A 15339-nucleotide genomic window follows, 5' to 3' on the forward strand; every position below is an offset into this window, starting at 1 on the left:
CTTTCAGAAGAAATCATAAAAAAATTGACGAATCGGCCTCGATTGATTAAGATAAAGGGTAGGGTTATTAAGACGTTAAGGAGGTGTCACATGTTAACGGTACACAAACACGTAGAGGGGGAATTATTTACAGATTCCACTGTACAAGATGCTACAAAAGGTTCATGGATAAATTTGGTGAACCCAGACCCCGATGAGTTGGCTATCGTCAATATGATGACACAGATTCCAACGGACGTACTGAAAGCAGCTTTGGATACGGAAGAACGGTCTCACGTAGAAATTGAAGATGAATACATTTTCGTCGTTATTAACATTCCAGTACTGCGTGGTTCTGATGTATATGATGCAGTTCCACTAGGTGTCTTTGTGACGGAAGATTTCTTTATTACCATCTGTTTAGAAGAAGCAGAAGTGCTCTATCCGTTCTTGAGCAATCAAATGCCAACCTTCTATACTTTTAAAAAGACAAGATTTCTGTTCCAAATCATGTATCGCACAGCGGTACTATATTTGCGATATTTACAACAAATTGACCGCCGTACGGATGACATTGAAAAAACATTACGACATACGACACGGAATAAAGATTTGTTTCAATTATTGGAATTACAAAAATCCATGACCTATTTTACCTCCGCACTGCGTGGTAATGGTACGGTAATGGAACGGATTTTACGCATTCGCCGCCATGATGATGTACGATACTTATTAAAAATCTATGAAGAAGATGAGGATCTATTAGAAGATGTGATCATTGAGAACAAGCAGGCTGTGGAAATGGTTGAAATGTATTCTAATATTTTGATGAATATGATGAATGCCTTTACATCCATTATTTCTAACAATTTAAACTTAGTTATGAAATTATTGGCAGCCATGACAATTATGTTAGCTGTACCAACGGCCATCTTTAGCTTGTGGGGTATCAATGTACCGGTGCCATTTGCTGATATGGAATATGGCTTTGAGTATGTGATTGGTATTGGTATAAGCTTTGCAGCCCTGGCAGGCTATTGGCTTTGGAAAAACGATTTCTTTTAATTGCATAGTAAAATGGAACACACCTAAGGGGGCTCCCTGGGGTGTGTTTTCTTATGTCACGATTCAGGTTAATTATGAAAGTTTCTTATATCTATCTTTAAAAGTCATGAATATTATACAAAATGAATAAAATTACTATATAGATATTTTTCAATTTGTGTAAACGCAATGATTTAAAATGATATAAATCACAGATAAATACCTAGAAATGTACACTTTCAAACAAGCATGCATTCCATGTCTTGCAATATTCACATTAGTCATTTGACAATTTTGATAAAAGAAATTAACATATTTATGTAATATCTATGAATATAGTTGGGCGTAGATATTGACTATGAATGCCTTAAATAAGGGAAGAATATTTTGGGGAAGATATTGCTAAAAGTTGTATAGGGTTATGGGCAAGATGGAGCAAGGTTGTCTAAACTATAGCCCTTGCTAACTTAATGTAGATCCACCCAAAGGGTGGTTTTTCTTTTTTTGGTATGTATTAATTACATCAATGTATGCTCACTAACATTAAGGAAAGGATGTGGATGATTGAAAACCATATTAAGTAAGGTGTCACAATTGCTAGTCACATTAATTGGGGTTACATTTTTGACATTTTGCTTGACCTACATTGCTCCTGGTGATCCAGCTTTGATGGTATTGGAAGCAGGGGACACCATTGTGTCACAGGAAATGATTGATGCTACACGAAAAGAAATGGGCTTAGATCGTCCATTCATGGAACAGTATGTGCGCTGGGTAGCAGGTGCCGTACAAGGTGATTTAGGAACCTCCTATTCAGGGAAAAAACCAGTGACCGACAAATTATTAGAAGGCTTGGGCGGAACAGCCTTATTAGCAGTGTCTGCCTTTACGCTAAATGTTCTTATTTCTATACCCATGGGGATTTATTCGGCGGTAAAAGCGAATAAACTGCCAGACTTTATCATTCGATTCTTTTCTTTTGTGAATGTGTCAATGCCAAGCTTCTGGTTAGGTATGCTTTTACTGTACATCTTCGGATTGAAATTACATTGGGTACCGATTGCTACGTCTGCGATTAGCTTTAAAGCTTTAATTTTGCCAGCGATTACATTATCTTTTGTAATGGCAGCTAAATTCACACGTCAAGTACGGACTGTGATTATTGAGGAGTTGCATCAAGACTATGTGATGGGGGCTCGTGCCCGTGGCATGAGTGAATCTCAAATTTTATGGAAACATGTCTTACCAAATGCTTTATTACCATTGATTACGGTTATGGGTATAGGTATTGGTTGGCTCTTGGCAGGGGCTGCGGTGATTGAAATCGTATTCTCTTGGCCAGGGATGGGGAAAATGGCGGTCTATGCCATTGCCATGCGCGATTATCCACTCATTGAGGGCTTTGTATTGTGGGTGGCCCTTATCTATACAGCCATCAATTTCTTGGTAGACCTGTCCTACTCTATTTTGGATCCACGATTGAAAGCGAGGGGATAAGATGAAAGAATTTATTTTGCAACACAAGCGCTTTTCTTTCTACTCCCTCTTAGTGGCTATTGTAGTAGGAATTGCTATATTTGCTCCCTATATCACACCACATGATGCCTTTCATGCAGATATGTCAAAAGCTTTCTTAAAGCCCTCTGCAGATCATCTGATGGGCACTGATAAATTGGGGCGTGACACGTTCTCCCGTATCATTTACGGTACACAAACTTCCTTGTCCATGACTATCATCCTTGTTATCTTAACGGCCACTGTTGGTACAGTGATAGGGATTTTCTCCGGTTTCTTTGGAGGTAAAGTAGAACTCGTATTGATGCGCTTTACGGACATTATGCTATCCTTCCCAGGGGTGGTATTGGCCATTGCCATTGCCGGGATCTTGGGTGGTAGTGCCATCAATGCGATCTTAGCTCTTGTTGTGGTGAGCTGGGCGAAATACGCACGATTGATTCGATCTGCGGTAATCAAACTTCGTCATAATGACTTTATTGCGGCAGCTAGAGTGAATGGTACGAAACAATTAACCATTTTATGGCGCCACATTTTACCGAATGTATTGCCTTTGGTTATCATTACAGGGGCAATGGATATCGGGTCTATGATGATGGAAATTGCGGGACTTTCATTCTTGGGATTTGGGGCACAGCCTCCGACGCCAGAATGGGGCTTAATGCTCAATGAGAACCGTCAATATATTTTATCGTCACCAGAATTGATGTTATATCCAGGGATGGCCATTTTCATTGTGGTTACTATCTTCAATTTATGGGGCGATTCGCTACGGGATATCTTAGACCCACGTAGTACAGATTCACATTAATATGTTAGTTGTAAGTTTTGTAGAAAGGAACTTAACATGAAACAAAGTTGGAAAAAATGGCTTCGTAATGCTACATTTGGCGTTATGGCAGTAGCGGCATTAGGCGTGATTGCAGGTTGCGGTAGCGACAATGCGGCACCAGCTGACAAAAGTGTAGTAAAATTTGGTGTTACAAACTTCGCAGATACATTGGAGCCAACACAAAATTACTTCGGTTGGGTAGTTATGCGTTACGGTATTGGCGAAACATTAGCTAAATTCGACGAAAAAATGAACACACAACCTTGGTTGGCGGAAAGCTGGTCTGTATCTGCAGATAAATTGACTTGGACTTTCAAAATTAGCGATAAAGCGAAATTCTCTAATGGTAATAAAGTAACTGCTGAAGCGGTAAAAGAATCCATTGAGCGTGCTTTCGAGAAAAATAAACGTGCCGCTACATTCTTCAAATACACAGATATCAAAGCAGAAGGTCAAAATTTGATCATTACTACTGATAAACCGTATCCAAATGTACCTGGTTTCTTGGCTGACCCATTATTCATCATTGTAGATGTGTCTGCTGAAAAAGCTGGCCGTGACTTCGCTAAAGAAGGTCCTATCGGTACTGGTCCGTACAAAGTGAAATCTTTCACTAAAGAAAAAGCAGTTGTAGAAGCTAACGAAAATTACTGGGATGGGGAAGTTCCATTCAAAACTGTAGAAATTCCATCTATAGATGATCCTACAACTCGTGCGTTGGCATTACAAAATGGTGACGTAGACTTCGCAGTTAATATCGGTGCGGGTGACCTTGAAACTATGCGTAATGACAGCAAATTCAAAGTAGATGAAATTGCTTCCTTGCGTACTGTATTAGCTCGTATTAACCAAAAAGGCGTATTAGGTGACGAAAAAGTTCGTGCTGCCTTCATCAGCGGTACGGATCGTAAATCCTACAACGAAGTATTGTTAAAAGGTACTTTCATTCCTGGTAAAGCGCCAATTCCACCAAGCTTGGATTATGGTTTCGATGGTTTGAAAGACCCTAATGCATACAATCCTGATCGTTCCAAACAATTGTTGGCAGAAGCTGGCTGGAAAGATACTGATGGAGACGGTTACGTAGATAAAGACGGTAAAAACTTAGAAGTGCGCTTCGTAGTATACAACAGCCGTCAAGAACTTCCAATCTATGCAGAAGCTGTTCAATCTGACATGAAAAAAATCGGTATTAAAGTAAACATCGAAACTGTTGACTATAACTTAATGGATAAAATGGGTATTGATGGCGACTATGACTTATTGATCTCCAACATCGTAACAGCGAACACTGGTGACCCAGAAATCTTCTTGAAATGGTACTGGAAAACTAACTTGAATGGTGATAACCCACAAAATGGTTCTGGTTACAGCAATCCTAAATTCGATGCAATCATGGATCAATTAGCTGTTGAATTCGATAAATCTAAACGTCAAAGCTTAATTATCGAAGCACAACAAATCTTATTGAATGATGGTGCAGCATTGTTCTTAGGTTACCCTAAAACAAATCTTGTTAATAACAAATGGTTAACAAATGTAGTGATGTATCCAACAGACTACTACTGGTTGACTAAAGATATTAAACCAGCAAAATAATCCTTTGCAGATGTCCGCAACAATTGGGAGGCAGGTTTGCCTCCCCTTGTTGTATGTAGCAGTCGCTTTCAGTAGCATTGGTAAGAAATATACAGAAGGGATATATATGTTACTTAGTATTAAAAATTTAGCAGTTACCTATGGAAATAATCCGAATCCTACGATTGCAGGAGTTAACCTAGACCTAGCAGAAGGGGAGATTGTTTCCATTGTAGGGGAGTCCGGCAGTGGTAAGACTACGGTCATCCGTGCACTGTTAGGTGTATTGCCAAATACAGGTCGTGTGTCTGAAGGAAGCATCACCTTTGATGGACAAGACTTATTAGGGTTTTCCACAAAGGATTGGTTGGATTTGCGAGGCAATCATATTGCTATGATTTTCCAAGATAGTGGCAATATGATGAATCCAATTCAAACAATCGGGAAGCAATTTGTAGAGTTCATTCAATTACATAGCACTATGTCTAAACAAGAGGCAGAGGCAAAAGCTATCGAAATGTTGGCGCTCACCAATTTGCCACATCCTGAAGCAATTATGAAGTCTTATCCCTTTGAACTCAGTGGCGGTATGCGTCAACGGGTAGGTATTGCCATGGCAATTACATTCTCTCCTAAACTATTGCTAGGTGATGAACCGACATCGGCCCTAGATGTAACGACGCAAGCACAAATTGTAGAAGAATTATTACGTATTAATCGTGAGAATAAAACATCGATGATTATTGTAACTCATAATATCGGTGTGGCGGCTCATATGTCTGATAAAATTGTGGTTATGAAGCAAGGGGCTGTCGTGGAATATGGAACAGCTGAGGAAGTGATTCGTAATCCACAAGCGGAGTATACGAAACAATTACTCAATGCAGTGCCAGAAATCGGAGGGAAACGCTATGTCTGATATTATTATGCAAATTCAAGATATTGTGAAAGAATTCCCTTTAGCTGATGGTTCTACTTTGCGTGCTTGTAATGGAATCTCCATCGATGTAGAACGGGGAGAAACCTTAGCCATTGTAGGTGAGTCTGGGTGCGGTAAGTCTACCTTGGTGAAGACTATTATGAATATGCATGCGCCTACATCTGGCTCTGTTATTTTCCGAGGTAAAGATATTACGAAATTAACAGGTGAAGAAAAACGCCAAAATTATCGTCATATTCAAATGGTATTCCAAGATCCAACAGCCGCTTTCAATCCGAAGATGAAAGTGCGTGACATCATTTGTGAACCATTGCGTAACTTTGATCTCATTAGCAAAGCAGATGTAGATGCGAAAGCTAAAGAATTGTTAAAAATGGTAGATTTACCAGAAGATTTTGCAGACCGATATCCGAATAATATGAGTGGCGGGCAACGGCAACGTGTGGCTATTGCTAGAGCCTTAGCATTAGAACCAGAAATCATCGTTTGCGATGAAGCCACAAGTGCTCTAGATGTATCTGTACAAGATACCATCATCGAGCTATTGGTACGGTTACAAAAAGAAAAAGGCATTACTTACCTATTTATTTGCCATGATTTGGCATTAGTCCATTTATTCTGCCACAAAGTTGTGGTTATGTATAAAGGGGAAGTAGTAGAACGCCTCAGTGGAGATGCCTTAGCAGAGGCTCAGCATCCGTATACAAAACAATTGTTAAGTGCGGTATATAATTTAGATCGCTAATCTATGGCTAACATTATTTTTCATTAGATGAATAGATTGTTTTGTAATATAACATAAATCGTATGAATAAGATATATTTGTGTTATATGAACAGCCTTTGATACAATAAATGTATCAAATGGTGTATGAAAATGTTTCAAGAGGAACACCTAGGTGTTCCTCTTTTTTGTGAGGGTAAGATGGAAGAACGATTAACCTATAAAGACTATTTAAAAGTGACAATTCCATTTATGATTTCTACTGTGACCCAACCTCTCTTAGGGGCGGTGAATACTGGGATTATGGGGCATATGGATAATGCTATGTACATTGCTGCCGTAGCATTAGGAGTTATCTTGTTTAATAATATGTATTGGCTCTTTGGATTTCTGCGGGTGGCTACTACGGTGTTTTCCGCACAGGCTTTGGGAGAACAATCGAAGGAAAGTACATCACTCAGTTTCTTTCGACCCCTTATCATTGCCTTATTCATCAGCGCAGCCTTTATCATCGGCTATCCTTGGATATTTGATTACTATGCAAGTTTTATGCATCCCGACCCAGAGGTGATTGCTTTGATGGCGGATTATACAGATATTTTAATCTGGGGATCTCCTTTCGTATTGGTCAATTATGTTACGTTAGGTTGGCTTATGGGACAAATGATGATTCGCGCGACTATGATTATGCAAATCTCCATGAACGTGCTGAATATTGCTTTGTCCTTCCTTTTCGTATTTGGCTTTGACTTTGGAGTAAAAGGGGTGGCTTGGGCATCTTTAATTTCCCAAATCTATGCGTTCTTAGTAGGTCTAGGTGCTATGTACTTAGTTCGTGAACGGTTAGACCTAACGTCCCATATATGGAATACCTTAAAACGGGTGAAACCATTCCTATCCATTATGAAAGTAAACACAGACCTTATGCTTCGTACATTTTGTTTGTTGACCATTAACAATTTGTTTGCCAAAGCAGGCAGTGCTATGGGTAGTGATGTACTAGCGACGAATGCGGTGATTTTGGAGATGATCTTCATCATGGCATACTTCACAGATGGACAGGCGAACGGAGTCAGCGTATTTACTGGAAAAGCATTTGGAAAACGTGACTTGGTGCTTTGGAAAGATACGTTGAAGATTTCCCTGCAATGCTTAGCGGTATATGTGGTCATTGTAGAAATCGTGCTAGGATTATTCCGTAATGATGCCATTATGCTTATGACCTCAGTACCAGAAATTTACACGATGGCCTTGGAATATTCCCATTATCTATTGCTTTATCCTATCTGTGCAGCAGTAGGTTTATTACTATATGGTATGTACAATGGCATCGGTCAGACTGCATCTATCCGGAATATGATGTTCATTGCAGTGGTCTTCTTTGTAGGCATGCAAGAACTGCTGATCCCTCCATTCGGTAATGACGGCATATGGATGACCTATGTGATCACGTACCTATTAGAATCTATTATTTTAGTATTGTTCTTGCCGTTGGCAAAAAAACGGTTTTCCTTAGCGGTCTAATATGTTTCTAATGAAAATTGCTGTTTTACAAAATAGCGTAATCAATAGTAGATGGATGTTTTACATTCTAGTCGGCACAGCAATATGCCATAAAGAATATCTTAATGATAATTAAAAACATATACAGTTGATATTACTATAAAAAGGCGCTACCGATGAGCGAATTTGCTTAAGGTAGCGCCTTGTTGCGTTTATTTATGGTATTAATGTTGATGTTCTAAAATCAATGGTTCTGTAATATGGTAAAAGTATCGTGACATATCTTCGATGGAGTATTGGCGATTGTTTTCTAACCACCAAAGTACCATTTCTACAAAAGAACCGGCAATATGATTAGAGATAAAATCATGTGGAATATTATTGTGAGGACAAGTTTGATTGTTTAAGAAATGACTTTGGATGAGTTCTTTTAAACTATTTTTGAAATGACGAAGGAAGAGCTCGTTACTTTCACAGGAAAGAAGACCTAAAATATTGTTGTCATTGTCCTCTAAATGTTGCAAGATATGAAGGAAGATGGCTTCCTTGATGTGACTATTTTTATATAAGCCGTGAGCATGAGAGAAGTCTGATGCGGTGTCGATAATATGAGAGAATAATTCTTGGCATAGGGCCTCGAGTAGATCCTCTTTTGTTTCAAAGTGTGCGTAAAATGTACTACGGCCAATGAGGGCTTCATCGATAATGTCTTGGACGATGATAGCATTATAATTTTTATGTTCTAAAATCCTTACAAAGGCGTCGAAAATGGCTTTTCTAGTTTTCATTTGTCGTTTATCCATAATTCCTCCTTGTATAAATCAAATAAAATGAGATATTTGTTCAATATAGGATACTTTTCTATATATGTTTCGTAAATAACAAAATAGAAAAAGTGATTCTTGTCAAATCTTTTAATTCCACTATACTAATAGTATATCATAAGTGACAAAGTGTTTCATATCTTTGTTGGTATGAAAGATGGTTTAGATTTTTAACTGAGAGTATCTACTACAAAGACTGGGTGCAGTGATGACTTTCAGCTATATAAAGTAAGAGATTAGAGAGGATGTGTTCTTATGTTAGAACGAATTGATGCGATTATGAGCAGTACTGCTGCAACCGTAATTACAGGAGCCATGTTTTTAGCCATTGCACTACAGACAACGGTTGATGTGTCTAGTTGGATTCATACATCTTGGACTGCGATTTTGACATACCACGCCGGCTTATAGTTGTAACATGAATTTTCTTGTGGTATACTAATCTTATAATTGAATAAATTCGATATAAAACATTGATTCGATGAAAGGAGTATACTATGAAAGAAATTTTAGGCTTCCATTTACACCATTGTCCATATTGCGCTAACGCATTCCGCGCAATCGAAGAATTGCAAGCAGAAAACCCTGCCTTCAAAGATATCAAAATTAACTGGGTAGAAGATCAAGATGCTGTAGAATTGTTCAAAACACATCCATACGAATACTATCCAAATTTGTGGTTCGATTTGGACAAACAATATGAAGCACAACCTGGTGAAAGTTACGAACAAACAAAATCTTTAATCAAAGCAGTGTTTGAGAAAGCGATTCAATAATCGATTTTACTTTCATTAAAAATACTATATAATAAAAGCAGATGCTATGATGCATCTGCTTTTTCTTGATGTAATCGCAGATGTTAAAGTCTTGCGTGAGGAGGATATATGTTAAATTTTGTGGCCTTAGATTTTGAAACGGCTAATGAAAGTAAGAATAGTGCTATTTCCTTGGCGGTGGTGACTGTGGAAGATGGACGGATCACAAAACGTGGCTATAGCTTAATTAAGCCCCCAGTGATGCAGTTCAACCAAGAGTTCATTGGTATCCATGGTATCCAACCGGAAGAGGTTCTGAATAAGCCTACCTTTGATCAGTTGTGGCCGGCGATTTATAATAACCATTTAAAAGGTAAACTGTTAGTAGCACACAATGCGAAGTTTGACATCGACGTGTTACGTGCCACCTTGGACCACTACAATATTGAATGGCCTGATTTAGAATATACTTGCACCGTTCGCATAACACGAAAAGTATGGCCTGATTTGGTGAACCATAAGTTGAATACATTGGGTGGATTTTTAGGTATCAAATTTAACCATCACAATGCTTTGGACGACTCTGAAGTATGTGCTAAAGTAGCCATTGCAGCAGCGAAAGAAAAAGGTGTAGATTCCATGCGGGGCTTGTTACACTTAATCAATATGAAACCAGACTCTTTCATCACCGATGAACGACGTGCCCAAATGGAAGTCAAACAAAGCGGCACACAAGATACCTTCTTCTAGTGAGCCATAGTATTTACTAAGTTTTTTATAGGTAAGGTGGATTTTATGTAGCTATTAATAGATACCAGTGTTTAATAGACCTATACATAGACAAGAGTACTCCACATAGTTATTACATTTATTCATACTAGCAGATACACTACATTAGCCCCCACCCTTCCTAATAAGCCCCCATATGATGTACTCATAATCTGTGGAGTACTAAAATTTTATATAAATCGACGCCGTAGTAATAAGAAACCGGTGCCATATTCCCCTGAACGAACATTCAGAATGCAGTGAGAGAAGGGGGATGTGGCGCCGGTTTTGTATCTCATAAGAGAAAAATTGTGATAAAAATCATGCTGCTCATCAGATTATGAGTAAATCATATAACTTATTATTTAATTAAGTATTGAAAAAAATGTTAAAATATGAAAGAATAGAACTATATAAAAAATTATCTTTATTTATTAACATGATATAGCTATAGATTGGAGGTATTCCATGTCGGAATTACGATGGAATCCTTTATTGCGGACTTGGACTATGGTCGCTTCAAACCGTAAAGCACGCCCAACGATGCCAAAGGATTGGTGCCCATTCTGCCCAGGTATTAATAAAAAAGTCCCTGCAGATTATGATGTGTTGAAATATGATAACGACTTTCCAGCCTTAACGCAAACGCCAGAGGCTCCTTATGAAGATGGTAATGACTTTTACAAAAGTCAAGAAAACTATGGGAAATGTGAAGTTATCTTATATTCTCCGGAGCATACTGCTAAATTTTACGAATTATCCGAAGATCATATTGTTAAATTACTAAACCTTATTAAAGAGCGTCATAGTGAATTAGCAAAAGATGAAAAAATTAAATATATTTATCCTTTTGAAAATAAAGGGGAAGCTGTAGGTGTGACAATGCCACATCCACATGGTCAATTATATGGCTATTCCTTTGTACCGCAGAAGCTACAAGTGGAACTAGATAGTGCGAAAGATCATCATCATGAACATGGTGAATGCTTATTCTGCAAAATGAATCAAGTTGAGAAAGAAAAAGAGGCTCGCATTGTGGGAGAAAATGACTCTTTCTTAGCCTATATCCCGTTCTTTACAGATTATCCATATGGTGTATTTGTCGTGCCAAAACGTCACATAAATTACATCACAGATTGTACTGAAAAAGAAACCAAAGATTTGGCGCATATGTTAAAAACATTAACGGAAGCCTTCGATCGTTTATTTAATATGCCATTCCCATACATGATGGTATATCATCAAAATCCTGTAAATAGCCCTGAATATGCAGGACATGAAGAATATTATCACTTTAATATTCAATTCTATCCTCCTTTCAGAGAAGCAAATAAAATCAAATACTATGCATCCTCTGAAATGGGAGCATGGGCAGCAGCGAATACGAGTGCTGTAGAAGAAACAGCACCGGAATTACGCAAACTATATAGTGAGGTTGAACAAGAAAATGAATAAAGAAGAATTACAGCAGCGTTTTCTGTCCTTCTTTGGCGAAGGTTCAGGAGATGTGCATTGTTATTTTGCTCCAGGTCGTGTCAATGTGATTGGTGAGCATCAAGACTATAATGGTGGTCATGTATTCCCAGCGGCACTTAAAGTAGGCATTTATGGAGCCATCCGTTTACGTGAAGATAGCAAGGTACGTCTACACTCTGATAATATGGAAAAGACAGTAGTGGTTGATGTAAATGAACCTTTCCAATATAATATTGAACACGATTGGGCCAACTATCCATTAGGCGTGATTCAGTTCTTAAAAGACAAAGGTCACACAGTGTCAGGTATGGACATTTATTTTAATGGTAATCTGCCAGCTGGTGCAGGCTTGTCTTCTTCTGCATGTATGCTAGATTTAACTGGTTATATGTTGCTTTCAGAGCTGGGTCTAACACCAATTGATCGCACGGAACTGGCAAAAATGGCCATGCATGTAGAATACCATTTCGTAGGTGTAAAAGTAGGCATTATGGATATGTATGCTATCGCACACGGTAAAGAAGGCCATGGTGTCTTGTTAGATTGCACAAAAATGGAGCGAAAACTAGTTCCATTAAATTGGCATGGACATACCCTTGTCATCATGAATACAAATAAACAAAGAGGTCTTGTGGACTCCAAATTTAACGAGCGTAAAGGTCAGTGCGATGCAGCTCATGAAATTATCCGCAAGCATAAGGATATCTCTGGCTTGGCATTGGCTACATTGGATGATTTGGAATTTATTTCTGATGATGTGTTGATGCGTAGAGCTCGTCACGTTATCACTGAAAATTTACGTGTATTAGATTTCATGAAAGCTTTGGAAGCCGCTGACTTAACAGGCATTGCGCATTGCTTGAATGAATCCCATAGATCCTTACAGGTTGATTTTGAAGTAACAGGTAAAGAGTTGGATACGATTGTTGATTTAGCACGATCTCAAGAAGGCTGTATTGCATCTCGTATGACAGGTGCAGGTTTCGGTGGTTGTGCCATTGCCCTTGTAAAAGATGAGCATATTGAGGCTTTTATGAGAGCTATTCCAGAAGAGTACGAGAAACAAATAGGTGTTACCCCTAGTCTATATATTGCTGATATTGGTGATGGGGTGTATTCGCTGTAAAGGAGATAGAATCATGATAAAGCCACAAATAAGCAATGATGAAATTATTTTGAATTACATCAGGCGTCATGGCCCCGTATCGAAGGCATTGATCGCAAGACAAACCAAAATAACGCCTCCCACAGTGACTAATATTTGTACGAATTTAATTCGGAAAGGATTGGTCTACGAAGATCGCCAAGAACGGTCTGCATTGGGACGCCCATCAATGTTATTAGACTTTAATCATGATATTGAAACTTATCTAATCGTTCATGTAAGAACACATGCCATTGTGTTTTATGTGACGACGGTAGGCCGGCAAATTTTACATCAAAGAGAAACATCAATTATCGGTTGTACTTCTGATGAAATTATGCAACATATGTATCGTGGCATGCAGGATATCTTTAAAGAAGACTATAAGATTAAAAGTATAGGACTCGTATTGCGTGGTCCGGTAGACTCGGGGAAAGGAATTTCCATTTATTCTCCTAATGGGAAATGGAATAATATTCCTTTCAAATATATCTTAGAAGAACGATTCCATGTGCCCGTATATGTAGAAAATGATGTCCGTTGTTTATCGACAGGTGAATATTATTATGGCAGTGGTAAAGAGATGGATAATCTTATCGTCCTTAAATTTAGCTATGGACTTGGTATATCCTTGATTTATCACGGTGAACTCTATCGCGGCTTTAATGATAGTGCTGGTGAAATTGGATATGGTGTGATTCGACTGGATGAAGAGGGAAATGAAGTCCGCTTGGAAGACATTGCATCGGAAACATCGATCCATACCTATGTGATGGAACAAATGGAAAAAGGCCGATACACATCGGTACAAGATAATCCATTGGTTGTAAGCAAAGCATTTCGCGTAGAGCCTATTTATGAGGCTGCAGTAGAAGGTGATGAAGTGTGTTTAGAGGCCCTTTCACGAGTAGGTCATTATTTAGGCATTGCCTTAGCTAATATTGCAAACTTATTTAATCCAGAGCGGATTATTTTGAGCAGTGCTATGGGTAATGCGGTAGGAGTGATGGACCCTATTCTTCGAGGTGTGTTAGAACGCAATTCATACAAAGCACATACAATCAATCTAGAATATTCCGGCAATGGTTCCTATTATACATTGCTAGGGATGATTGATATTGTCAGTGCAAAACGAGCTGAAGAAGCTTGGTTACGGTAGGTACCACGACTAGATACACTAGTCTTATAGGTATATAGGATATCTAAAAGGAGGATATTATTATGAAACGATCTTGGAAAGCAGCGATGCTTGCATCTGCAGCAGTAGGTGCACTTGTGTTAGGTGGTTGCGGAAGCGATCAAGGAGCAAGCGGTGACAAACCTCAAATTGGGGTTGCTATTTACAAATTTGATGACACTTTCATGAGTGGCGTTCGTGCAGAAATTGATAAAGCTGCGAAAGACAAAGCTAAAGTGGATATCGTAGATAGCCAAAACTCTCAACCAACACAAAACGAAAAGATTGACTTATTCATCAATAAGAAGTACAAAGCAATCGGCGTTAACGTGGTAGACCGCACAGCAGCAGGCGTTATCATTGATAAAGCAAAAGCAGCTAACATTCCGTTGGTATTCTTGAACCGTGAACCATTGAAAGAAGATATGGCGAAATGGGATAAAGTATACTATGTAGGTGCGAAAGCTGAACAAAGTGGTGAAATGCAAGGTAAAATCTTAGCAGATTACTTCAAAAAACATCCTGAAGCATACCATAGCAATGATGGTGTTATCCACTATGTTATGATCACTGGCGAACCAGGTCACCAAGATGCTGTACTTCGTACACAATACTCTGTAGAATCCCTTAAAAAAGAAGGTATGAAAGTAGAAGAGTTAGCTAGCGATACAGGTATGTGGGACCGCGTTAAAGGTCAAGAAAAAATGGCAGCGTTCTTGAGCCGTTACGGCGACAAAATCGATGCTGTTATCTGTAACAATGACGACATGGCATTAGGTGCTATTGAAGCGTTGAAAGCAGCAGGCTACTTCACAAATGGCAAATACATTCCAGTAGTAGGCGTTGATGCTACAACTCCAGCAGTACAAGCGTTGAAAGACGGCACATTATTGGGTACAGTATTAAACAATGCTAAAAAACAAGGTCAAGCTGTATTTAATCTTTCCTATGTGTTAGCGAAAGGCGAAACACCAAATAAAGACAATACAGGTTTTGATATTGTTGATGGTAAATATATTTGGGTACCTTACGAAATCGTAACAAAAGAAAATGCGGATAAGATTTTAGGTGACAAATAAGA

At 38.6% G+C, this 15339-nt stretch carries 15 protein-coding genes; 14 read left to right on the forward strand and 1 reads right to left on the reverse strand.

Going from position 1 to position 15339, the window contains the following annotated elements; genetic code table 11:
• Positions 1–90 precede the first annotated feature (90 nt).
• The 7 genes from EO121_RS01855 (at position 91) to EO121_RS01885 (ending at position 8135) form a co-directional block, all read left to right on the forward strand.
• Positions 91–1044 (forward strand): magnesium transporter CorA family protein, encoded by a 954-nt coding sequence (locus tag EO121_RS01855; RefSeq protein ID WP_009353462.1) that lies wholly within the window; start codon positions 91–93, stop codon positions 1042–1044.
• Positions 1045–1587: 543 nt separating this feature from the next.
• Positions 1588–2520, forward strand: coding sequence for a nickel ABC transporter permease (gene nikB / locus EO121_RS01860; RefSeq protein WP_127061556.1), 933 nt, complete (start codon positions 1588–1590; stop codon positions 2518–2520).
• A gap of 1 nt (position 2521) precedes the next feature.
• The gene (nikC, locus tag EO121_RS01865; RefSeq protein WP_127161253.1) at positions 2522–3349 is read left to right on the forward strand and encodes a nickel transporter permease; all 828 of its coding nucleotides are present in this window, start codon (positions 2522–2524) and stop codon (positions 3347–3349) included.
• Between the two features lie 36 nt (positions 3350–3385).
• Positions 3386–4969 (forward strand): ABC transporter substrate-binding protein, encoded by a 1584-nt coding sequence (locus EO121_RS01870; protein ID WP_206168534.1) that lies wholly within the window; start codon positions 3386–3388, stop codon positions 4967–4969.
• 106 nt (positions 4970–5075) lie between these two features.
• Positions 5076–5867, forward strand: coding sequence for an ABC transporter ATP-binding protein (locus EO121_RS01875; RefSeq protein ID WP_009353461.1), 792 nt, complete (start codon positions 5076–5078; stop codon positions 5865–5867).
• Entirely contained in the window at positions 5860–6633 is a 774-nt protein-coding gene (locus EO121_RS01880) for an ABC transporter ATP-binding protein (protein ID WP_127165612.1), read from the forward strand. Before EO121_RS01875 ends, EO121_RS01880 begins: the two co-directional genes overlap by 8 nt.
• A gap of 179 nt (positions 6634–6812) precedes the next feature.
• On the forward strand, positions 6813–8135 hold the full coding sequence (locus EO121_RS01885; RefSeq protein WP_127165614.1) for an MATE family efflux transporter: 1323 nt from the start codon (positions 6813–6815) through the stop codon (positions 8133–8135).
• Between the two features lie 203 nt (positions 8136–8338).
• Here EO121_RS01885 and EO121_RS01890 read toward each other — a convergent pair whose 3' ends face one another.
• On the reverse strand, positions 8339–8917 hold the full coding sequence (locus tag EO121_RS01890) for a TetR/AcrR family transcriptional regulator (RefSeq protein WP_127165616.1): 579 nt from the start codon (positions 8915–8917) through the stop codon (positions 8339–8341).
• A gap of 276 nt (positions 8918–9193) precedes the next feature.
• Here EO121_RS01890 and EO121_RS08610 point away from each other — a divergent pair, with 276 nt between their 5' ends.
• The 7 genes from EO121_RS08610 (at position 9194) to EO121_RS01920 (ending at position 15337) form a co-directional block, all read left to right on the forward strand.
• Positions 9194–9349, forward strand: coding sequence for a hypothetical protein (locus EO121_RS08610; protein ID WP_164725826.1), 156 nt, complete (start codon positions 9194–9196; stop codon positions 9347–9349).
• A gap of 86 nt (positions 9350–9435) precedes the next feature.
• Complete coding sequence (locus tag EO121_RS01895; protein WP_127068381.1) at positions 9436–9714, forward strand: glutaredoxin; 279 nt, start codon at positions 9436–9438, stop codon at positions 9712–9714.
• A gap of 108 nt (positions 9715–9822) precedes the next feature.
• Positions 9823–10443 (forward strand): 3'-5' exonuclease, encoded by a 621-nt coding sequence (locus tag EO121_RS01900; protein WP_126938812.1) that lies wholly within the window; start codon positions 9823–9825, stop codon positions 10441–10443.
• 486 nt (positions 10444–10929) lie between these two features.
• Positions 10930–11916 carry a galactose-1-phosphate uridylyltransferase gene (gene galT, locus EO121_RS01905; protein WP_127165618.1) on the forward strand — a complete coding sequence of 329 codons (987 nt, stop codon included), beginning with the start codon at positions 10930–10932 and terminating at the stop codon, positions 11914–11916.
• Positions 11909–13063 (forward strand): galactokinase, encoded by a 1155-nt coding sequence (locus EO121_RS01910; RefSeq protein WP_127165620.1) that lies wholly within the window; start codon positions 11909–11911, stop codon positions 13061–13063. Before galT ends, EO121_RS01910 begins: the two co-directional genes overlap by 8 nt.
• 13 nt (positions 13064–13076) lie before the next feature.
• Positions 13077–14240 carry an ROK family transcriptional regulator gene (locus EO121_RS01915; protein ID WP_240629374.1) on the forward strand — a complete coding sequence of 388 codons (1164 nt, stop codon included), beginning with the start codon at positions 13077–13079 and terminating at the stop codon, positions 14238–14240.
• A 62-nt stretch (positions 14241–14302) separates the two neighbouring features.
• Positions 14303–15337 carry a galactose ABC transporter substrate-binding protein gene (locus tag EO121_RS01920; protein ID WP_127165622.1) on the forward strand — a complete coding sequence of 345 codons (1035 nt, stop codon included), beginning with the start codon at positions 14303–14305 and terminating at the stop codon, positions 15335–15337.
• Positions 15338–15339 lie beyond the last annotated feature (2 nt).

Origin of the sequence: Veillonella sp. CHU732 (assembly GCF_003992085.1) — a bacterium.
In the GTDB taxonomy this organism is placed as follows: Bacteria; Bacillota; Negativicutes; order Veillonellales; family Veillonellaceae; genus F0422.